Source organism: Novosphingobium mangrovi (assembly GCF_022818885.1).
GTDB lineage: Bacteria > Pseudomonadota > Alphaproteobacteria > Sphingomonadales > Sphingomonadaceae > Novosphingobium > Novosphingobium mangrovi.
In genome coordinates this window covers 52822-73452 of record NZ_JALHAT010000006.1, presented here as the reverse complement: position 1 = coordinate 73452, position 20631 = coordinate 52822, and the positions used below count along the sequence as shown (strand labels likewise).

The window sequence follows — 20631 nt, the reverse complement described above, 5'->3', positions numbered from 1 at the left end:
GAAAGGTCCCCTGCGTGGGGGCCTCCACCATGCAAGAACGCAAGGGCCGCAAGGGTCCTCGCAGGAGACCAGACTGAAATGACCGAGCGGTTCGACCCGGCGCAGGCGGATGTCCGCTGGCAGGCAGCGTGGGACGAAGCCCAGTGCTTCAAGGCGGACGACACCTCGACGAAGCCGCGCAGCTACGTCCTGGAGATGTTCCCCTATCCCTCGGGCCGCATCCATATCGGTCACGTGCGCAACTACACCATGGGCGACGTCCTGGCGCGTTACAAGCGCATGCGCGGCCACGAGGTGCTCCACCCGATGGGCTGGGACGCCTTCGGCATGCCGGCTGAGAACGCGGCCATGGAAAAGGGCGTCCACCCGGGCGGCTGGACGCGCGACAACATCGCCAACATGAAGGCGCAGTTGAAGCGCCTGGGCTTCGCGCTCGACTGGTCGCGCGAACTCGCCACCTGCGAGCCGGACTATTATGGCCACGAGCAGGCGCTGTTCCTCGACATGTACGCCCACGGCCTTGTCTACCGCAAGGAATCGGCGGTGAACTGGGACCCGGTCGACATGACCGTGCTCGCCAACGAGCAGGTCATCGACGGGCGCGGCTGGCGCTCGGGGGCGCTGGTCGAGAAGCGCAAGCTGAACCAGTGGTTCCTCAAGATCACCGACTTTGCCGACGAACTGCTCGAAGGGCTGGGCAATCTCGACAAGTGGCCTGAAAAGGTCCGCACGATGCAGGAAAACTGGATCGGCAAGTCGCAAGGCCTGCAGTTCAGCTTCGACCTTTCGGATGGTGGCAGCGTCGAAGTCTACTCGACCCGCCCCGACACGATCTTCGGCGCGAGCTTCGTGGCCGTCGCCGCCGATCATCCGATTGCGCAGGGTGTGGCGAAGGACAGTGCTGAGGCGCAGGAGTTCATTGCCGAGTGCAAGCGCGGCGGCACCACCGCGGCCGAGCTTGAAACCGCCGAGAAGCTGGGCTTCGACACCGGCATTACCGCGAAGCACCCCTTCACCGGCGCGGATCTTCCGGTCTTCATCGCCAACTTTGTGCTGATGGACTACGGCACCGGCGCGGTCATGGCCGTTCCGGGCCACGACCAGCGCGACTTCGAGTTCGCGACCAAGTACGAACTGCCCATCCTGCGCGTCGTCGCGGCCAATGCGGACGATGCCGACAAGCCCTTCGCGGGCGAGGCGGAAGCCGGGGACGGCGTTCTTGTCCACTCCGATTTCCTCAACGGCATGAGCGTGGCCGAGGCCAAGGCCGAAGTCATCCGCCGCGCCCAGGACGGCGGCTGGGGCGAAGGCAAGACGGTGTGGCGCCTGCGCGACTGGGGCATCTCGCGCCAGCGCTACTGGGGCACGCCGATCCCGTTCATCCACTGCGAGGTCTGCGGCGTGGTGCCGGTGCCCAAGAAGCACCTGCCCGTGACGCTCCCCGAAGACGTCGATTTCCAGACGCCGGGCAACCCGCTCGAACGCCACCCCACCTGGAAGCACGTCGATTGCCCGCAGTGCGGCCATGCCGCGCGCCGTGAGACCGACACGCTCGACACCTTTGCCGACAGCTCGTGGTACTTCCTGCGCTTCGCCAGCCAGCCCGGCGACAAGCCCTTCGACAAGGAGGCCATCGCCAAGTGGCTTCCGGTCGAGCAGTACATCGGCGGCATCGAGCACGCGATCCTGCACCTGCTCTACGCCCGCTTCTGGACCCGCGCGCTCGCCCGCATCGGCCTTGTCGACGTGAAGGAGCCGTTCGCGAGCCTGTTCACGCAAGGCATGGTCACGCACGAGGTCTATTCGCGCAAGGAAGGCGGACGCGACGTCTACTTCGCGCCCTCCGAGATCACGCGCACGGCTGATGGCGCCACCTTGAAGGCCGACGGTTCGACCATCGAGGTCGGCAAGGTCATCAAGATGTCCAAGTCGAAGAAGAACGTGGTCGATCCCGACGAGATCGTCGCGACTTACGGCGCGGACGCGATCCGCTGGTTCATGCTGTCCGACAGCCCCCCCGAGCGCGACCTGCCCTGGTCGGAAGCCGGGATCGAGGGCTGCGCACGCTTCGTGCAGCGCCTGTGGAGGCTGTTCGCGCAGTTCGACGCATCGGCTGAGGGCGAGGACAAGGCGCTCGACCGCAAGCTGCACCAGACCATTGCGGCGGTGGCCGAGGACATCGAATCGCTCGGCTTCAACAAGGCCGTTGCGCGCATCTACGAGCTGACCGGCGCGGTCGAGAAGGCCAAGCCTTCGGCAAGCCGCTCCACCGCGATCCGCGAACTCCTGCTGCTCATCGCGCCGATGATGCCGCACCTTGCCGAGGAAGCCTACGCCACCTTCGGCAAGGGCCTTGTCGCCGAGGCGCTGTGGCCCGAAGTCGATCCGGCGCTGCTGGTCGAGGACGAGGTCACCATCGCGGTTCAGGTCAAGGGCAAGCTGCGCGACACGCTGACGGTTGCCAAGGGCGCGTCGAAGGAAGACCTCGAGGCGCTTGCGCTGGCCAGCGAGAAGGTCCAGCGTGCGATCGATGGCGCCGAAATTCGCAAGGTAATCGTCGTGCCCGATCGTCTGGTCAATATCGTCGCGTGAGGTCCCTTCGCGCCTTTGCCGCCGCGCTTGCGCTGGCCGTTCCGCTGGCCGGATGTGGCCTCTCGCCGATGTACGCGGGCGGTGGCAGCGGCGAGGTCGCGCGCGGCCTCTCCGACATCCAGGTCGCCGCGATCGAGGGGCGCGCGGGCTGGCTCGTGCGCAACGCCCTGATCGACAAGATGGGCGAGCCGCCGGCCGGTACCACGCCGCGCTACCGGCTCGACGTGCGCCTTGACGATCAGCTCGAAGGCTTTGGTCTCCTTTCCGATGACACGATCGGGCGCGAGCGGCGCACGCTGCGCGCGCGCTTCCAGCTCGTTGACACGGCCAGTGACGAGATCGTCGTCGACGCGACTGCGGGCTCGGATGCGGGTATCGACGTGGTCTCGTCCGACTACGCCACCATCGCCGCGGAACAGCGCGCGCTGGAGAACCTGGCCAAGGACGTCGCCGACCGTATCGTGACCAATCTCGCGCTGCGCCTGCGCGACGATGCACGTCCGTAAGGTCCCGTGAAGGCCACCCAGAAGGACTTCGCCTCGGTTGCGGCCCGGGTCGCGCGTGAGGCCCGGCTGTTCTTCCTGTGTGGGCCCGACGAATCGGGCGCGAGCGATGCGGCCGCGAAGATCGTCTCGCTCCTGGACGACCCGGGCGAACGTATCGAGATGAGCGGGGCGGAGCTGCGCCGCGATCCGGTGCGCCTGGGCGATGAGGCCCGCTCGACCTCGCTGTTCGGCGGCACTCGCCACATCTACGTGCGCGCGCAGGGCGACGAGGCGCACGATGCGGTCAAGACCCTGATCGAGAACGAGGTCGAGGGGTGCCCGGTCCTGATCGTGGCGACCGGCGCGACCGACAAGTCGCGCACGGCCAAGCTGCTGGCCGGGCGCGGCGATGCGTTGGTGGGCATGTTCTACCCGCCCGATCTCGCCTCGGTGACTGCCACGGTGCGCACATTGGCCAACGGCGCGGGACTCAAGATGGGGAGCGAAGTTGCCCAGCGCATTGCGCGTGCGGCAGGGCTCGACACGCGCCTTGCGCGCTCGGAAGTCGAGAAGCTGGCGCTCTATCTTGATGCCGTGCCCGAGGCGCCGCAGGCGGTGACGATGGAGGCTCTCGATGCCATTGGTGCCTCGACCGAGGACGATGCCTTCGGTCCGCTCGTCGATACGATCCTGGGGGGTAAGCGCGAGCTCCTCGCCTCCGAACTCAAGCGCATGCATGACCTGCAGATCAATCCGGTGGGTCTGTTGCTGGCGCTGGAGCGGCGTGTGGCCCAGCTCGCCGCGCTCAACGCGCAACTGGGAGCCAACGGCGATGTCGGGGCCCTGCTCGAAGCCGAAGCCAAGGCGCGTCGTGTATTCTGGAAAGACAAGCCGGCGCTGGCGCAGCAATTGCGGGTCTGGCGCGGCCCGCGTCTCGACCGTCTCGTGTCGCGTCTTGTTGCACTGCACCAGAATCTCTTGTCCAATAGTCAGGATTCAGAGCTCTTGTTGGCTGATGGTCTCGTGCGAATTGCCCGATTGGCTATAGGATCTACAAAACAACGCGTAAGCAGAACCGTCTAAGGTTTTTCGATTGCTACTTGGGGGCCATGAGGACTATACGTATTGCACTGCAGCATTACCGTCTTCGAACTAACGCAGGGGGCAGGGCAAGGTGAAGCTGGCTGTCGGGAGTGCCGAATCCATGAATGCGCCGTTCGCGCCACGTGCCGTGCTTAATACTTCGCCGGAGCAAGGGGTTAGCCCCGTTGCGCCGGCTCTCGTGCGGCGGCGTTTGCAGTGTTACCTGGGCATCATGCTCGGCGACATGCTGGCGATCGCGATCGGTTTCGCGGTGATCGGCTGGGCGATTCACGGCCAGGTCGGCTTCGCGCGGGCGCTCGTCTATGGACAGCTGGTCCTTCCCATCTTCCTGACACTGGCCCTCTACAACGGCAGCTATTCGCTCACCACGCTGCGCAACGCCTGGTCCGGGGTCGCCCGCACGATGATGGCGATGACGCTTTCGGTGGCCGTCGCGGTCTTCGTGCAGTTCCTTATCCGTCCCTCCGGCGAATTGCCGCGTCTGGCCTTTGTCCTTGGTTCGGTCACGGCGATGATCCTGATGGCCATTTCGCGCCGTCAGATGCGGGCCCTCGTCCGCTGGCGCTGCGGCGCCCAGGTGCTCAACGAACTGGTGATCGACGATGGCGGTCCCAAGGTCGATTTCCCCGGGGCCATTCGCGTTTCGGCCACCGCGATGGGGCTGCGTCCCGATCTCAAGGATCCCGATGCGCTTGACCGCTTCGGTCTGGTTCTGCGCAATATCGACCGTGTGATCGTGAGCTGTCCGGTCGGGCGCCGCGCGGAATGGGCGATGATGCTCAAGGGCGCCAACGTCGATGGTGAAGTGCTTGACGATGTCGTTGTGCGGCTTGGCGCGCAGGGGGCCCGAGTCTCGGGCCAGCATGGTCTCCTCCTGGTTTCGGCAGGGCCGCTGGGGCTTCGCGAGAGGGCGATCAAGCGCATGTTCGACCTTGCCTTTGCGGGCAGCGCCATCCTTGCGCTCTCGCCGCTTCTGATCGTGATTGCGCTGGCCGTGAAGTTCTATGACGGGGGCTCGGTGCTCTTCGTCCAGCGGCGCATGGGGCGCGGCAACCGCTTCTTCAACATGTACAAGTTCCGTTCGATGACCGAGGCCTTGTGCGATGCCGATGGCAACCAGTCAGCTTCGAAGAACGACCAGCGCATCACCCCGGTCGGCAAGTTCATCCGCAAGACCAGCATCGACGAGCTGCCTCAGCTCTTCAACGTGCTTCTGGGCGACATGAGCCTCGTCGGCCCGCGCCCGCACGCCACGGGATCGCTGGCGGGCGACAAGCTGTTCTGGGAGGTGGACCTGCGCTACTGGCAGCGCCACAGCCTCAAGCCGGGCCTGTCGGGCCTTGCCCAGGTGCGCGGCTATCGCGGCGCGACCGACAAGGAATCGGATCTCGTCAACCGCCTCCAGTCGGACCTGGAATACCTCGAAGGCTGGACGATCATGCGCGATGTGCAGATCATCTTCCTCACCTTGCGCGTTCTGGTCCACGACCGCGCGTTCTGAGCACGCGGCGCGCCAGACCAGGCACGAAAAAGCCCGCCGGGTCACTTCGACCGGGCGGGCTTTTTCGTGGCCGTGTTCGGCCAGGCTCAGTTGGACGAGGTGGGCACGTTGAAGGTGCCCTTGACGCGTCCGCCGGAGGCCGAGGAGACGCCGGTCTTGAGGTCGACCACGAAACGCCCGCCGCGCAGCGTGTCGGTGCTGCCGCGCTTGAGCGAGGCGTTGCCGACCATGGTGATGATGCGCTTGTTGAAGTCGTAGACGGCCACGTCGCCCGTGGCGACTTCATCGCGCCGGGTCACGCGTACGCCGCCGGTCGCGGTGATGCGCTGGACCTCGAGGCGCTCGGCGTTGGTGAAGTTGACCACCGTGCGCGCGGCTTTCAGCGTCAGGCCGGCCTGGCGGATGTCGACATTGCCGGTGAGCACGACGCGGTCCTCGCGGTCCTGCAGTTCGATCTTGTCGGCCGAGAAGTCGACCGGTGCGTCGGTGTTGTGGCCTTCGAGGGCCTGCGCCCCGATCCGCTGGGAGGCGACAAGGCCGCCTGTTGCCAGGATCGCGAGGGCAAGGGCCGAACGCAGCGCAAGGGAGGGCAGGCGAACGGACGTCATTGGGGTATCTCCAGCTTGCTGCCAGGGGTCATCCGCAGCTTGGCATTGCCTTCAAGGGTTACGGTGCGCGCTTCGAGGTCGGCCTGCATGGTCTCGGCCTTGAAGGTGCCGCTGGGCACCCGGCCTTCGACTCCGCCCGAGCCATGGGCGAGCTTGGATGCGATATCGACCGAGACGTTGTTCGCGGTCATGTGGTAGCCATCGCTCGCGGCGAAATCGACAGGTCCATCGACGTCGAGCAGGTCCTCGTCGTAGTTGTAGCGCCCGCGTGGGGCGACGATCTTGCCGGGCCCGTCGCTGAGTGCAAGCTGGGCGGCGAGGTCGAACATCTCGACGATGGGACTGGCTGCGCTTTCCTGCACGGCCGTGCCGGCCGTGACGGTGAAGGCGCGCCCCCGGTCGTCCTTGCCGCTGTAGGCGGCATCGTCGACCGAGAGGCGGTTTTCGGTGACCTCGACCTTGTTGCGGTCAAGCAGGAAGCTGACTTCGCCGCGCGGGCTGAGGGGCACGAGGATCATCACCGCGGCAACCACACCGATCGCGGCGGGTAGGCCCTTTACCAGGAAACCCACCAGGCGGTCGTGCGAGCCGCCGGGCGCGGCCAGGTGCCGGCGGCGGTTGCGGATCTGTCTGGCTTCCTCAGACATGGGCGCGTGGTTCCTGCAGCGTCAGGCCGCTTGGTGGCTGAAAATGTCGTGGTCGGGCCACCCGGCGAGGTCGAGACGCGCGCGGGCGGGAAGGAAATCGAAGCAGGCCTGGGCCATTTCGGTGCGGCCCTCGCGGGCGAGGCGCTCGACCAGGATGGTGTGCATCGCGTGGAGGTGACGCACGTCCGAGGCCGCGTATTCCTTCTGCGGATCGGACAGGTCCGGTGCGCCCCAGTCGCTCGACTGCTGCTGCTTGGACACTTCCTTGCCGAGCAGTTCGCGCACCAGGTCCTTGAGGCCGTGGCGGTCGGTGTAGGTGCGCACCAGCTTGCTTGCGATCTTGGTGCAGAACACAGGCGCAGCCATCACGCCCATGTAGTGCTCCATCGCGGCGAGGTCGAAGCGCGCGAAGTGGTAGAGCTTGAGACGCGCCGGGTCGGCCAGAACCGCCTTCAGATTGGGCGCGGCATAGTCGCTGCCCGGCGCGAAGCGGACGAGATGCTCATCGCCTCCGCCATCGGAAATCTGGACCACGCACAGGCGGTCGCGGCGGGTGATGAGTCCCATCGTCTCGGTGTCGACGGCAACGGGCCCCGGCGCCAGGACGCCCTCGGGGAGATCTTCTTCGTGGAGATAGACAGCCATGATGCGAAAGTGCTTAGGGATTGCCGGTCGGTTGCGCAATGGGCGCAAGCCCACCTTGTTGCCGGGCGCGGAGGAAATTTGCGATGAGCGGATCGGAAAGCCATACCGCTGCCGAGGGCGCCGAGGCGGTGCCGGACAGCTGGCGTGCCGCGCTTGCCCCGGTGCTGGAAGCCCCCGAGGCCCGCCGCCTGGGCGCCTGGCTACGCGCCGAGGAAAATAGCGGCAAGACCATCTATCCCCCGCGCGGCAGCCGCCTGCGCGCGCTGGAACTGACCCCGCTCGATGCGGTCAAGGTCGTGATCCTGGGGCAGGACCCCTATCACGGGCCGGGACAGGCGCACGGGCTGGCCTTCTCGGTGCAGAAGGGTGTGCGCGTGCCCCCCTCGCTGGTCAACATCTACAAGGAACTGGCCAGCGACTGCGGCATGACGGCGCCCGGGCACGGCAATCTGGAAGGCTGGGCCCGCCAGGGTGTGCTGCTCCTCAACAACGCGCTGACGGTCGAGGCAGGGCAGGCCGGTTCGCACCAGAAGCGGGGCTGGGAGGCGATCACCGATGCCGCCGTGGCAGCCGTTGCGGCGCGCCGCGAGCCGTGCGTGTTCCTGCTGTGGGGTTCGCATGCGCAGAAGAAGGCGCAGCGGGTTCCGGGTCTGATGCAAAGCCAGCACCTCATCCTGCAGGCGCCGCATCCCAGTCCGCTCTCGGCGCACCGCGGGTTCCTGGGATGCGGGCATTTCAGCCGTACCAACGCCTTCCTGAAAGAGAATGGCCGTCAGCCGATCGATTGGGGCTGCGTCTGATTGACGCAGCCGATCAGGCTGATCGCAAGCCCTGCGGCAACCACTTGGGCGCCTGACGCATTCTCTTTGGCGAACCCCCAATCGCCGAGAGGACCCATCCATGGCCGACAAGCCCACCCTGACCACCAGCGCCGGTGCCCCTGTTCCCTCCAACGAGAACTCGCTGACCGCAGGCACGCGCGGGCCCGTGCTGATGCAGGACTACCAGCTCCTGGAAAAGCTCGCCCACCAGAACCGCGAGCGTATTCCCGAGCGCACCGTCCACGCCAAGGGCTGGGGCCTGCAGGGCACTTTCACGGTGACCAAGGACATCACGAAGTACACCTGCGCGAAGATGTTTTCCGAGGTGGGCAAGGAGACCGAGGTGCTTTCGCGCTGGTCGACCGTCGCGGGCGAGGCGGGCGCGGCCGATGCCGAGCGCGACGTGCGCGGTTTCTCCCTCAAGTTCTACACCGAGGAGGGCAACTGGGACATGGTGGGCAACAATACGCCCGTCTTCTTTGTGCGCGATGCCTACAAGTTCCCCGACTTCATCCACACGCAGAAGCGCCATCCGCGCACCAACCTGCGCAGCCCCGAGGCCATGTTCGACTTCTGGGCCGCCCAGCCCGAATGCGTGCACCAGGTGACGATCCTGATGTCGGACCGCGGCATCCCCAAGAACCCGATGCACATGAACGGCTATGGCAGCCACACCTTCTCGATGTGGAACGCAGATGGCGAGCGCTTCTGGGTCAAGTTCCATTTCAAAACCCAGCAGGGCCACAAGTTCTACACCAACGCCGAGGCCGAGAAGCTGATCGGCAAGACGCGCGAATCCTACCAAGAGGACCTCTACAACGCGGTCGAAAAGGGCGAGTATCCCAAGTGGACGCTCTACATCCAGGTCATGCCGGAGGAGGACGCGCTCAAGACGCCCTACAACCCCTTCGACCTGACCAAGGTCTGGCCCCACGGCGATTACCCGCTGATCGAGGTGGGCGTCCTGGAGATGAACAAGAACCCGGACAACTACTTCCAGATGGTCGAGAACGCAGCGTTCAGCCCTTCGAACATCGTGCCGGGTATCTCCTTCTCGCCCGACAAGATGCTGCAGGCGCGCGTGTTCTCCTATGCCGATGCGCACCGCTACCGCCTGGGCACGCACTACGAAGCGCTGCCCGCCAACGCCGCCAAGGCCGCCAAGGTGAATCATTATCACAAGGACGGCGCGATGCGCTTCTTCACCAACGACTTCGGCAACCCGGACGCCTACTACGAGCCCAACCAGTACGAGGGCCCGGTTGCCGATGCGGGCGCGCAGGAGCCGCCGCTGCGCATCGATGGCGACATGGATCGCTATGGCAACCCGCAGGAGATGGACGACTTTACGCAGCCGCGCGCGCTCTATGAGATGTTCACGGACGAACAGAAGCAGCGCCTCTACACCAACTACGCGCAGGCCATGGGGCCGTGCTCGAAGGGCGTGAAGGAGCGCTGGTTCGCGGTTCTGGAGAAGGTCCACCCCGACTACGCGGCGGGCGTGCGCAAGGCCTGTGAGGAACTCGACAGCGACGTGAACGCGGTGCCGATCACGAGCGAAACCGCGACCGACGCCGAAGAGGTGAATACGGCGCCCGACACCGTGAAGGCACACGCGGAGTAAGCAGGACGTCTAATTTCAAGGGGCCATCGCCCCTTGACCCCTAAACGGGTGAGGTCACCTTTCTCGTCCAAGGCTGCGCGACAAAGGTGAGCTTGCCCGTTTTGGGAGCCCGAGGGCGATGGCCCTCGGATTTCTCTTTCTTGCCTGCGGCTCAGGCCACCGCGCTGGTCCGCCGCAAGGGTTCGCCCTGTCCTGCGATCTCAGGGCGCGCCTCGCGCATACGGGTGCGGAAACCCGACATGAGTTCGCTGAGACCGCGCGCCTCGCTTTCCAGGCTCCGGGTCGCGGCGGTGGTTTCCTCGACCATGGCCGCGTTCTGCTGGGTCATGCGGTCCATTTCGCCGACCGAGGTGTTGACCTGGTCGAGGTCGCTTGCCTGCTGGCGCGCAGAGGTGGCCATCTGCTCGATGAAGCTGCGCAGTTCGCCCACTTGCGCCAGGATCGCCTCGAGCCGGGAGCCAGTTTCGCCGACCAGCTCGACGCCGCCTTCCACTTGCGCGCTGCTCTTGGTGATGAGCTCCTTGATCTGGTGGGCGGCGTCGGCGGAGCGCTGGGCGAGGTCGCGCACCTCGTTGGCGACGACCGCGAATCCCTTGCCCGCATCGCCCGCGCGTGCGGCTTCGACCCCGGCGTTGAGGGCCAGGAGATTGGTCTGGAAGGCGATGCCGTCGATGAGGTCGATGATGGTCGAGATCTCGCGCGCGGACGCCTCGATGGCAGACATCGCGGAGACGGCCGCGCGCACGACCTCGCCGCCCTCGCTGGCCTCATCATGGGCGGTGGTGATGGCTTCTTGCGCCTGAGCGGCGGTTCCTGCCGATTCGCGGATGCGGTCGGTCACCTGCGCCATGGCCGCAGCGGTCTCCTCCAGGCTCGCGGCCTGCTGCTGGTTGCGCTGGGCAAGGTCATCGGACCCTGCGCGGATTTCTGAGATCGCGTTCATCACGCTGGAGGCGCCGACGCGCACGGTGCCCATGGCCTTGCAAAGGGCGGTCACGGCCTCGTTGAAGTTCGTGCGCAGCGCCTCGTAGCTTTCCGGGAAGGGCTCGGTGATGCGGTATTCGAGGTCCTTGGCCGCGAGCTTGTGGAGGCCGACCGAGACATTCTCGACCACGCGCCGCTGCTCCTCGTCCGCGCTGGCCTTTTCGATCCCGGCGCGGCGGAAGACATCCATCGAGCGGGCCATCGTGCCGAACTCGTCGCGCCGCTCGGTGCCGTCAATGACGATGTCGAAGTCGCCCGAGGCGAGGTGGCCGAAGCTGCGGCTGGCGTTCTCCAGCGGGGTGACGATCCTACGGTCGATCAGCCGGGCGGCGTAGGGGATGGCGCCCGCCAGCAGCAGCGCGATGAGAGCGCTGGCCAGCAGGCAGGCGGCGGTGATCCAGGTGTCGGTGCGCATCTCGGCCGTGGTGAAGGCGCGGGAGAGGGCGACGAGCTTGAGCACTTCCTGGCGCTGGCGGTCGTAGATGGGGGAGAGCTCTCGCACCTGGATCCAGTACATGGCATCCCGGTCGCGGCCCTTGGCGGCCTTGGCGAACTTGCCGTCGACAATGCGCCAGAAGTGGTCGGCCACCCGAATCACGCGGGCCAGCTGGTCGCGCACTTCGGGGGGCACCTCGTTCTCCTGCCAATAGGCCTGGCGTTCGCGGAATTCGCCTTCGAGACGCGCCAGCTCTTCAAGGACGAGCGGGGCGTTGCCCGGGTTGGCGGTCGCCTGCGTGACCTGAAGGTAGGGTTCGACGACGAAGGCGGGCGGCGGCAGGATGTCGGCCAGCATCTCGTTCTGGAGGGCATGCTTGCGCTCGATCGGACCGCCGAAGCGGATCATGTAGACGGCAAGGCCGGTCAGCAGCACGGCGAGCGCCACGAGCGCGGTGAGCCCGCGTCCGGCCTTCCGGGTCTGGTCCTTGATCACCGTCTCGCTCCATCCCTTATGCGCATACAGACGCGCGTCCTTGCAGGCGGCCCGTGGCCGGGCTGCCGGGAAGATGAGGTAACGGCGCACGGTGAAATGGGCGCCAAGGCGCACCTAGGCGACTTTGCGGGGGAGGCGGGCAGGAAGCGGCAAGATGCCACTGCGTTGGAGTGGGCGCGCGCAAGGCCTTCGCAAGGCCATGAAAAAAGGGGCGCCCCTGCGGACGCCCCTTTGTCTCTTACAGGCCGTGTCGGCCTGTCTCAGCGCGGCAGTTCGCTCGCACCCATCAGGGCCTCGTCGACGGCGCGCGCGCACTGGCGGCCTTCGCGGATGGCCCAGACGACGAGGCTCTGGCCACGGCGCATGTCGCCGCAGGCCCAGATCTGCTCGTCCGAGGTCTGGTAGACCTGGGTGTCGGCCTTGACGTTGCCGCGCGCGTCGAGCTCAACGGCGGCCTGGTCGAGCATGCCGGCCTTCTTGGGGCCCACGAAGCCCATGGCGAGAAGGATGAGATCGGCTTCGAGCGTGAACTCGCTGCCCTCGACCTCGACCATCTTGCCGTCCTTCCACTCGACGCGGACGCATTCGAGGCCCTTGACGTCGTTGTCGCCCACGACGCGCTTGGTCAGCACGGCCCATTCGCGGTCCGCACCTTCCTCGTGGCTGCTCGAGGTGCGCAGCTTCAGGGGCCAGAACGGCCAGGACATGCCCTTGTCCTCGTGGACCGGGGGCTTGGGCATGATCTCGAGCTGGGTCACCGACTTGGCGCCCTGGCGGTTGGAGGTGCCCACGCAGTCCGAACCGGTGTCGCCGCCGCCGATGACGATGACGTTCTTGCCGGTCGCGGTGAGCGAGCCGCGCGGCGCGGCGCGCAGTTCATCGTCGCCCGCGTTGCGCTTGTTCTGCTGGGTGAGGAACTCCATGGCGAGGCGCACGCCGGGCAGTTCGGCGCCCGGGATCTGCAGCTTGCGCGCATCCTCGGCGCCGCCGGCAAAGACGATCGCGTCGTAGTTGTCCTTGAGCGAGCTCACCGAGACGTTCACGCCCACTTCGGTGGAGGTGCGGAAGGTCACGCCTTCGGCCTCCATCTGCGCGGCGCGGCGGTTGATGAGGTGCTTCTCCATCTTGAAGTCGGGGATGCCGTAGCGCATCAGCCCGCCCACGCGGTCGTTCTTCTCGAACACGGTGACCGAGTGGCCCGCGCGCGCCAGCTGCTGGGCGCAGGCGAGGCCCGCCGGGCCCGAACCCACGACCGCCACCGACTTGCCGGTCTTCGCCTCGGGAATCTTCGGCGTGATCCAGCCTTCCGACCAGCCCTTGTCGACGATCGCGCACTCGATCGACTTGATCGTGACGGGTTCGTCGATGAGGTTCAGCGTGCAGGCTGCCTCGCACGGAGCGGGGCAGATGCGGCCGGTGAACTCGGGGAAGTTGTTGGTCGAGTGGAGGACCTGCAGCGCGTTGCGGAAGTCGTCCTCGTAGACCAGGTGGTTCCAGTCGGGGATGATGTTGTTCACCGGACAGCCGGTGTGGCAGTGCGGCACGCCGCAGTTCATGCAGCGCGAGGCCTGCCCCTTCAGCGTTTCCGCCGAAAGGGGGACCACGAACTCCTTGTAGTTCTTCAGACGCTCGTCGACGGGTCCGTACGTACGGTCCTGGCGGTCAAGCTCGAGAAAGCCGGTTTCCTTGCCCATGTCTTCTATATTCCTTCGAACTTATTCCGCCGCGACCGTGGCGGCTTCGAGACGCTCGGCTTCGAGCATCTTGAGCGCCTTGGCGTAGTCGCGCGGCATCACCTTGACGAACTTGCCCAGCGCATCCTCGAAGTTGTCGAGGAGTTCGCTGGCCCGGCTCGAGCCGGTGTGCAGCTTGTGGCGTTCCAGCAGGACGCGGATGCGCTCGGCGTCGTGACGCAGCATGTCGCCCATGCCTAGGTCATTGACGCTGACCGTGCGCTGCTGCGGACGGCCGGTGCCCTCGTCCTCGTCCGGGGTCGCCGAGACGCTTTCGAGATCCACCATGGCGGTGTTGGCGAGGTCCTTGAAGCGGCCTTCCTCGTCGTAGACGTAGGCGATGCCGCCCGACATGCCGGCTGCAAAGTTGCGTCCGGTCTTGCCCAGCACCATCACCACGCCGCCGGTCATGTACTCACAGCCGTGATCGCCGCAGCCTTCGACAACCGCGATCGCGCCCGAGTTGCGGACTGCGAAACGCTCGCCGCCCACGCCGTTGAAGAACGCCTCGCCCGAGACCGCGCCGTAAAGCACGGTGTTGCCGACGATGATGTTCTCGGTGGGAACGCGCTTCACGTTGTCCGGCTGGCGCACGATCACGCGGCCACCCGAGAGGCCCTTGCCGACGTAGTCGTTGGCATCGCCGACGAGGTCGAGCGTCACGCCGTGGCCGAGCCAGGCCGCGAAGCTCTGGCCAGCAACGCCGGTCAGCTGGATGTTGATGGTGTTGTCGGGCAGGCCTTCATGGCCGTAGCGACGCGCCACCTCACCCGAGAGCATCGCGCCCACGGTACGGTTGACGTTGATCACCGGCTTTTCGATGCGCACGGCCTCGCCGTTCTCCAGGGCCGGGGCCGCAGCCGCGATGAGCTCGTTGTCGAGCGCGTTCTCGAGGCCGTGGTCCTGGCGCTCCGACCAGTTCAGCGAGGGGCTGTCGCCCAGCGGTGCCTGGTAGAGGATGCGGGAAAGGTCGACGCCCTTGGCCTTCCAGTGGGTGATCGCCTTCTTCATGTCGAGCTTGTCGACGCGGCCGACCATCTCGGCGACCGTGCGGAAGCCAAGCTGTGCCATGATCGCGCGCAGTTCCTCGGCGACGAAGAAGAAGTAGTTGATCACGTGCTCGGGCTGGCCGGTGAAGCGGGCGCGCAGAACCGGGTTCTGCGTGGCCACGCCGACCGGGCAGGTGTTGAGGTGGCACTTGCGCATCATGATGCAGCCGGCCGCGATCAGCGGAGCCGTTGCAAAGCCGAACTCGTCGGCGCCCAGGAGCGCGGCAACCGCCACGTCACGGCCCGTACGCAGGCCGCCGTCCGCCTGGACAGCGACGCGGCTGCGCAGGTTGTTGAGGATCAGCGTCTGCTGGGTCTCGGCAAGGCCGATTTCCCAGGGGGAGCCCGCGTGGGTCAGCGAGGTCAGCGGCGAAGCGCCGGTGCCGCCCTCGTAGCCCGAGACGGTGATGTGGTCCGCACGGGCCTTCGAGACACCCGCGGCAACCGTACCCACGCCCACTTCGGAGACGAGCTTGACCGAAACGCGGCTCGTCGGGTTCACGTTCTTGAGATCGTGAATGAGCTGCGCAAGGTCCTCGATCGAGTAGATGTCGTGGTGCGGCGGCGGCGAGATGAGGCCCACGCCCGGGGTCGAGTGACGGGTCTTGCCGATCACCTTGTCGACCTTGTGGCCGGGCAGCTGGCCGCCTTCGCCGGGCTTTGCGCCCTGCGCCATCTTGATCTGGATGTCGTCGGCGTTGACGAGGTACTCGGTGGTGACGCCGAAGCGGCCCGAGGCAACCTGCTTGATCGAGGAACGCATCGTGTCGCCGTTTTCCAGCGGCTTGAAGCGCTTGGGATCCTCGCCGCCTTCACCGGTGTTCGACTTGCCGCCGATACGGTTCATGGCGAGCGCCAGCGTGGTGTGCGCCTCCCACGAGATTGAGCCGTAGCTCATCGCGCCGGTGGCGAAACGCTTCACGATCTCGCTGGCGGGTTCGACTTCCTCGATGGGGATGGCCGTGTCGGCCACCTTGAAGTCGAGCAGGCCGCGGATGGTCAGCATGCGGGCCGACTGGTCGTTGATGCTCTCGGCGAACTCCTTGTACTTGGCGGGCACATTGCCGCGCACCGCGTGCTGGAGGTTGCCGATGTTGTCGCTGGTCCAGGCGTGGTCTTCGCCGCGCACGCGCGAGCCGTAAATGCCGCCCACGTCGAGCATGCCCGCGTAGATCGGGTTGTCGCCATAGGCTTCGGCGTGGCGACGCACGGTTTCTTCGGCGATTTCGGCAAGGCCGGCGCCTTCGATGGTCGTCGCGGTGCCTGCGAAGTAGGTCTCGATGAACTCGCTCGAGAGGCCGACCGCGTCGAAGATCTGCGCGCCGCAGTACGACTGGTAGGTCGAGATGCCCATCTTGGACATCACCTTGCGGATGCCCTTGCCCACGGCATAGACGTAGTTCTTGGCGGCATCGTCTGCCGAGATCGGCAGCTTCTTGCGGACCCGCATCTCTTCGATCGTCTCGAAGGCGAGGTAGGGGTTGATCGCTTCGGCGCCGTAGCCGGCAAGCGCGCAGAAGTGCTGGACTTCGCGGGCTTCACCGGTCTCGATGACAAGGCCGGTCTGCATGCGCAGGCCCTGGCGCACGAGGTGGTGGTGCACCGCTGCGGTCGCCAGCAGCGCGGGCATCGGGATGCGGTCCGGGCCCTGAGCACGGTCGGACAGGATCAGGATGTTCTTGTCCGCGAGCACGGCTTCGGTCGCCGCCCAGCACATTTCCTTGATCGCCATCTCGAGGCCGGCCGCGCCGCTTGCCGCGTCCCAGGTCATGTCGATGGTCTCGGTGCGGAAGGCGCCGTCAAGGGCGGCTTCCACCGAGCGGATCTTGGCCAGACCCTTGTCGGTCAGGATCGGCTGGCTGACTTCGAGACGCTTGTGGGTCCCGGCATCGTGGCCCAGCAGGTTCGGGCGCGGACCGATCATCGAGACGAGGCTCATGACCAGTTCCTCGCGGATCGGGTCGATCGGCGGGTTGGTGACCTGCGCGAAGTTCTGCTTGAAGTAGTCGTAGAGCAGGCGGGCCTTGTTCGACAGGACCGGGATCGGCGTGTCGGTGCCCATCGAGCCGATCGGATCATCGCCGTTCATGGCCATCGGCTCGAGGAAGCGCTGGGTGTCTTCCTGCGTGTAGCCGAAGGCCTGCTGGCGATCGAGCAGCGTGCCGGTGGGCGCGGGGATCTCGGCCAGTTCGGGCTCGATCACGTCGAGGTCGGCGAGCTTGTACTGCGCCTTGTCGAGCCACTTCTCGTAGGGTTCCTCCTCCGAGAGCTTGGACTTGATTTCCTCGTCCTCGATGATGCGACCTTCCGCGAAGTCGATCAGCAGCATGCGGCCGGGCTGGAGGCGCCACTTGCGCACGATGCGCTCCTCGGCGATCGGCAGGACGCCGCTTTCCGAGGCCATGACGCACAGGTCATCGTCGGTGACAAGGAAGCGCGCGGGGCGCAGGCCGTTGCGGTCGAGGGTGGCGCCGATCTGGCGACCATCGGTGAAGGCCACGGCGGCCGGACCGTCCCAGGGCTCCATCAGCGCGGCGTGGTATTCGTAGAAGGCGCGGCGCTTGGCGTCCATCAGCGGGTTGCCGGCCCAGGCTTCCGGGATGAGGATCATCATCGCGTGGACCAGCGAGTAGCCGCCCGCAAGCAGCAGTTCGAAGGCGTTGTCGAGGCACGCGGTGTCCGACTGGCCGTGCGGGATGATCGGCCACATCTTGTCGAGGTCCGCGCCCAGGAGGTCGCTTTCCATGGTGCGGCGGCGCGCGTTCATCCAGTTCACGTTGCCGCGCACGGTGTTGATCTCACCGTTGTGGGCCATGAAGCGGTAGGGGTGCGCGAGGCGCCAGCTCGGGAAGGTGTTGGTCGAGAAGCGCTGGTGTACGAGGCCAAGCGCCGAGACGAAGTCCGGGTCGCGCAGGTCATCGTAGAACGAGCCGACCTGGGTTGCCAGCAGCAGGCCCTTGTAGACGATCGTGCGGCTCGAGAAGCTCGGCATGTAGAGCTCGGTCAGGCCGGGCATGTCGTTCTTCTCGGCAAGGTCGTGCAGCGGGTTCTGCGTCTGCTTGCGGATCACCAGCAGCTTGCGCTCGAACGCGTCCTGGTCGGCGCAGTCACCGTCGCGCGCGATCACGCACTGGCGCACCACCGGCATCGATTCGAGCACGGCCTTGCCCAGGCCGTCGAGCGTGACCGGCACGTCACGCCAGCCCACGAGGCGCTGGCCTTCCTTGGCAATGAACTTTTCGAACTTCGTGACCACGAAGTCGCGCGAAGCCTCGTCGCGGGGCAGGAAGCACATCGCAACGGCGTAGTCGCCCGGCTGCGGCAGCTCATGGCCATTGGCCTCGGCCCACTTGCGGAAAAGCTGATCGGGAATCTGCGTGAGAATGCCCGCACCATCGCCCAGCAGCGGGTCCGCCCCCACGGCGCCGCGGTGGTCGATGTTTTTCAGAATCTCCAGAGCCTGGGTAATAATGGCGTGCGATTTCTCACCCTTGATATGGGCTACGAAGCCCACACCGCAGGAGTCATGTTCATTTCGCGCATCATAAAGGCCCTGGGGCTTAGGAAATCCCATCGATAATACCCATCCTGTCATTTTGTCAGGGGTCGCAAAACCCGCTTCGCCCGCGCAGCGCGCACGAATCGAGCGCCGCTCTTGAGCGACATAGTGACCCCACGGTCCCCATGCAGATTGAGGGCCGGTTTTGCAACCGACTTCGGGCCTCGACGGATGAAAAATTCCAATTGACGCCGATTCTAGGCCATTTTGTTATCAAGAATCGGCGTTTGAGAACTGTCGCAATGGTTTGGTGATGCAAGTGTCCGTGGAGCGGAACCCGCTTCGGGGGACGGAAGGCAGGCGATTGCGTTCGTGGGCCCCGCGATGAGGTGGCGCGATCAGGCGGCGCCGCTCATCCGCTGGAGCGTGGCGAGGGCTGCGCGCAGGGCCTTCTCGGTCTCTTCCGCGTCTTCGCGCGGCGGAGCATCGAAGGGGCGAGGCTGCGCATGGGAGGCATCGGCCTGCAGTTGGCGCGGGAAGGCCAGGGGCTCGGACCCTCCGGCTGGGGTCGCATCGAAGGGACGCGTTGCCTCGCTCGATGTGCGGGCAACCTGACTGCGCGCCTCTTCGCCCGGGAAGATCACCACCGGTTCGATCTCGTCGTGTGCCTCGGGTTCCTCGACGCGCACGAAGGACGGCGCGTCCTCGGCCGGGCGCGAAAGGCCCAGAAGCGAGGAGTAACCCTGTTCGAGCACGCTTTCTTCCTCGGCGTCGTTTTCCTCGGGCTCTGCGGGCGCAAGACCGGCGGGCGCGGCGAAAGGGGCCGAGAGCGGGGACGCTGCGGACGGGGGCGCGGGCGCGCGGATGTGGCGGGCCGGGATGTAGTCCGGCAGCGCCTCGTCGTCCTCGTCCTCGAACGCATCAAAGTCGATTCCGCGCATGGCGGCGGGCAGGACCGGCTTCGCGGCTGGGGCGTCTTCGGCAGTTGTCTGCGCAGCCTCGTGCGAGGCAGGTCCGCTGGTGGCTTCGGAGATTGGCGCGGCGAAGGGGCCGCGGGCCAGAGCGACCGGGGTCGGCTCGGGAGCCTCAACCTGCGGGGGTGTCGCCTCCTCTTCGGCCGATGGCGTCGGAATCGGCGGCGCCTCGGCGGCAGTTTCCGGCGAATAGGGCTCCGGGATGGCTGGTTCGCTCGTGGACGACGCCGAGGTCGGTTCCTCCGGGGTCTCCTGGGCCGCGTCCCGCGCCTCGGTCTCGCGGCGGCGCGTCATGGCCAGAGCGAGGCGCTCGAGCAGTTCGATCGGCGAGAGTTCATCGAGTTCGCGTGCGGCGATGCGTTCCGCGCCGCTGCGCGGGGCTGTGCCTGCGCCTGCGGTGAACTCGGCCATGGCCGCCGCGGCGAAGGGCAGCACTTCGGGCGCGTCGGACGGAGCGGTTTCGGCGCTGCGGGGCTCCTCCGTCGCAGTGGGCTCGGACATGTCCGGGGTATCGTCCCAGATCAGTGCGCTTTCGGCGCTCTCTTCATCCTTGTGCGGGAGCAGCGAGAAACCGGGAGCCGCGGTCCTGGCGGCGATTGCCTGCGAATAGGCATCGAACAGGCGCTGGCCGGGGGCGGCAGGTACCTCGGCGTCGGGCGCGGAGGCGGAGGGTGCGCTTGTCCGGAAGACCTGCGCTTCGGGTGGGATGGGGCGCGACGGGGCCACGTTGTCCTCCGGAACGACAGGCGCATCCGGGGCTTTGGCTTCGCTTGGCGCGGGCATCGCGTCCGGCTCGTCTGCGGGGGCCTGCGCGCTGTCGAGATAGGCGTCGAGATCGAACTCGCGCATGTCGAGGATGCCCTCGGCAATTTCGCCTCGTTCGGTCGTTTCAGGGAGCGCCTCGGCAGATGCAGGTGCAGCGGCCGTCTCGGGCTGCGCGAAGGGCGCGGCGGTCTCGAGCGCAGTACTTTCCTGCGCCTCGGCGGTCTCCGCGCTCGCTTCCTGGGCGCTCGCGGCTTCCAGTTCCATGTTGGCCAGCGCCCGGCGACGGCCCGCAGGGGCGCGTTCAGCGGCAGGCACAGAGGCCGGGGCCTCGTCCCGAGCCATCTCGGTGCGATCTGCACGGGCGCGGGCGGACGGGCGCGGGCGCACGATGCGCAGGGCCAGGAACCCGCCGAGGAGGGCACCGATCCCGGTCATGGCAAGGGCAAGGGCGATGCGGAAGGTGGCCCCCAGCGGCGGAGCGGCCATGGGCACGAGCGTGTCGAGGCCGGTGGCGAGAATCGCCTGCTCGACCACGGCGGGGCGCAGCGCGATGCTGCACAGCCCGGCCAGCGCGCCGCACCACAGCGCGATGATGGCGGGGAAGATCGGATGCTGGCTGATCGGCGGCTTTCCGCCCTTGGTCTTGCGCATCTTATCGGCCACGTCGCA

At 66.6% G+C, this 20631-nt stretch carries 13 protein-coding genes; 6 read left to right on the top strand and 7 right to left on the bottom strand.

All coding sequences use genetic code 11. The features are described 5' to 3' along the window. Nucleotides 1–78: 78 nt before the first annotated feature. From leuS to MTR65_RS06290, 4 genes are all read left to right on the top strand, one after another. Nucleotides 79–2592 carry a leucine--tRNA ligase gene (leuS, locus tag MTR65_RS06305; RefSeq protein WP_243798260.1) on the top strand — a complete coding sequence of 838 codons (2514 nt, stop codon included), beginning with the start codon at nt 79–81 and terminating at the stop codon, nt 2590–2592. Continuing rightward, complete coding sequence (gene lptE, locus MTR65_RS06300) at nt 2589–3098, top strand: LPS assembly lipoprotein LptE (RefSeq protein WP_039390055.1); 510 nt, start codon at nt 2589–2591, stop codon at nt 3096–3098. Before leuS ends, lptE begins: the two co-directional genes overlap by 4 nt. A 6-nt stretch (nt 3099–3104) precedes the next feature. Then, complete coding sequence (holA, locus tag MTR65_RS06295) at nt 3105–4160, top strand: DNA polymerase III subunit delta (RefSeq protein ID WP_243798258.1); 1056 nt, start codon at nt 3105–3107, stop codon at nt 4158–4160. A 121-nt stretch (nt 4161–4281) separates the two neighbouring features. After that, on the top strand, nt 4282–5682 hold the full coding sequence (locus MTR65_RS06290; protein ID WP_268739280.1) for a sugar transferase: 1401 nt from the start codon (nt 4282–4284) through the stop codon (nt 5680–5682). An 86-nt stretch (nt 5683–5768) separates the two neighbouring features. Here MTR65_RS06290 and MTR65_RS06285 read toward each other — a convergent pair whose 3' ends face one another. The 3 genes from MTR65_RS06285 to MTR65_RS06275 are packed head-to-tail and all read right to left on the bottom strand — an operon-like array spanning nt 5769 to nt 7582. After that, the gene (locus MTR65_RS06285; RefSeq protein ID WP_226637981.1) at nt 5769–6290 is read right to left on the bottom strand and encodes an LptA/OstA family protein; all 522 of its coding nucleotides are present in this window, start codon (nt 6288–6290) and stop codon (nt 5769–5771) included. Next, nucleotides 6287–6937 (bottom strand): LPS export ABC transporter periplasmic protein LptC, encoded by a 651-nt coding sequence (locus tag MTR65_RS06280; RefSeq protein WP_243798253.1) that lies wholly within the window; start codon nt 6935–6937, stop codon nt 6287–6289. The genes MTR65_RS06285 and MTR65_RS06280 overlap by 4 nt, the downstream gene beginning before the upstream one ends. A gap of 21 nt (nt 6938–6958) precedes the next feature. Then, complete coding sequence (locus MTR65_RS06275; protein ID WP_213499809.1) at nt 6959–7582, bottom strand: ribonuclease D; 624 nt, start codon at nt 7580–7582, stop codon at nt 6959–6961. An 83-nt stretch (nt 7583–7665) separates the two neighbouring features. Between MTR65_RS06275 and ung the strand changes: the two genes are divergently transcribed. Continuing rightward, complete coding sequence (gene ung, locus MTR65_RS06270; RefSeq protein ID WP_243798250.1) at nt 7666–8382, top strand: uracil-DNA glycosylase; 717 nt, start codon at nt 7666–7668, stop codon at nt 8380–8382. Between the two features lie 100 nt (nt 8383–8482). Beyond that, a complete protein-coding gene (locus MTR65_RS06265) occupies nt 8483–10027 on the top strand; it encodes a catalase (RefSeq protein ID WP_243798247.1) in 1545 nt (514 codons plus the stop codon). A 151-nt stretch (nt 10028–10178) separates the two neighbouring features. Here the strand turns inward: MTR65_RS06265 and MTR65_RS06260 are convergent, their stop codons facing one another. The 4 genes from MTR65_RS06260 to MTR65_RS06245 form a co-directional block, all read right to left on the bottom strand. Continuing rightward, complete coding sequence (locus MTR65_RS06260; RefSeq protein ID WP_243798244.1) at nt 10179–12056, bottom strand: methyl-accepting chemotaxis protein; 1878 nt, start codon at nt 12054–12056, stop codon at nt 10179–10181. Between the two features lie 146 nt (nt 12057–12202). Beyond that, the gene (locus tag MTR65_RS06255; RefSeq protein ID WP_243798241.1) at nt 12203–13636 is read right to left on the bottom strand and encodes a glutamate synthase subunit beta; all 1434 of its coding nucleotides are present in this window, start codon (nt 13634–13636) and stop codon (nt 12203–12205) included. Between the two features lie 21 nt (nt 13637–13657). Further along, a complete protein-coding gene (gene gltB / locus MTR65_RS06250) occupies nt 13658–18298 on the bottom strand; it encodes a glutamate synthase large subunit (RefSeq protein ID WP_243798238.1) in 4641 nt (1546 codons plus the stop codon). A gap of 323 nt (nt 18299–18621) precedes the next feature. Beyond that, nucleotides 18622–20625 carry a hypothetical protein gene (locus MTR65_RS06245; protein WP_243798235.1) on the bottom strand — a complete coding sequence of 668 codons (2004 nt, stop codon included), beginning with the start codon at nt 20623–20625 and terminating at the stop codon, nt 18622–18624. Between the last annotated feature and the right edge of the window lie 6 nt (nt 20626–20631).

What these genes read in the sequence shown, in the direction of transcription:
- MTR65_RS06280 (WP_243798253.1), bottom strand. Translation starts at nt 6,937, where the DNA reads ATGTCTGAGGAAGCCAGACAGATCCGCAACCGCCGCCGGCACCTGGCC.
- MTR65_RS06255 (WP_243798241.1), bottom strand. Translation starts at nt 13,636, where the DNA reads ATGGGCAAGGAAACCGGCTTTCTCGAGCTTGACCGCCAGGACCGTACG.
- MTR65_RS06290 (WP_268739280.1), top strand. Translation starts at nt 4,282, where the DNA reads ATGAATGCGCCGTTCGCGCCACGTGCCGTGCTTAATACTTCGCCGGAG.
- MTR65_RS06265 (WP_243798247.1), top strand. Translation starts at nt 8,483, where the DNA reads ATGGCCGACAAGCCCACCCTGACCACCAGCGCCGGTGCCCCTGTTCCC.
- leuS (WP_243798260.1), top strand. Translation starts at nt 79, where the DNA reads ATGACCGAGCGGTTCGACCCGGCGCAGGCGGATGTCCGCTGGCAGGCA.
- MTR65_RS06285 (WP_226637981.1), bottom strand. Translation starts at nt 6,290, where the DNA reads ATGACGTCCGTTCGCCTGCCCTCCCTTGCGCTGCGTTCGGCCCTTGCC.
- ung (WP_243798250.1), top strand. Translation starts at nt 7,666, where the DNA reads ATGAGCGGATCGGAAAGCCATACCGCTGCCGAGGGCGCCGAGGCGGTG.
- MTR65_RS06275 (WP_213499809.1), bottom strand. Translation starts at nt 7,582, where the DNA reads ATGGCTGTCTATCTCCACGAAGAAGATCTCCCCGAGGGCGTCCTGGCG.
- gltB (WP_243798238.1), bottom strand. Translation starts at nt 18,298, where the DNA reads ATGGGATTTCCTAAGCCCCAGGGCCTTTATGATGCGCGAAATGAACAT.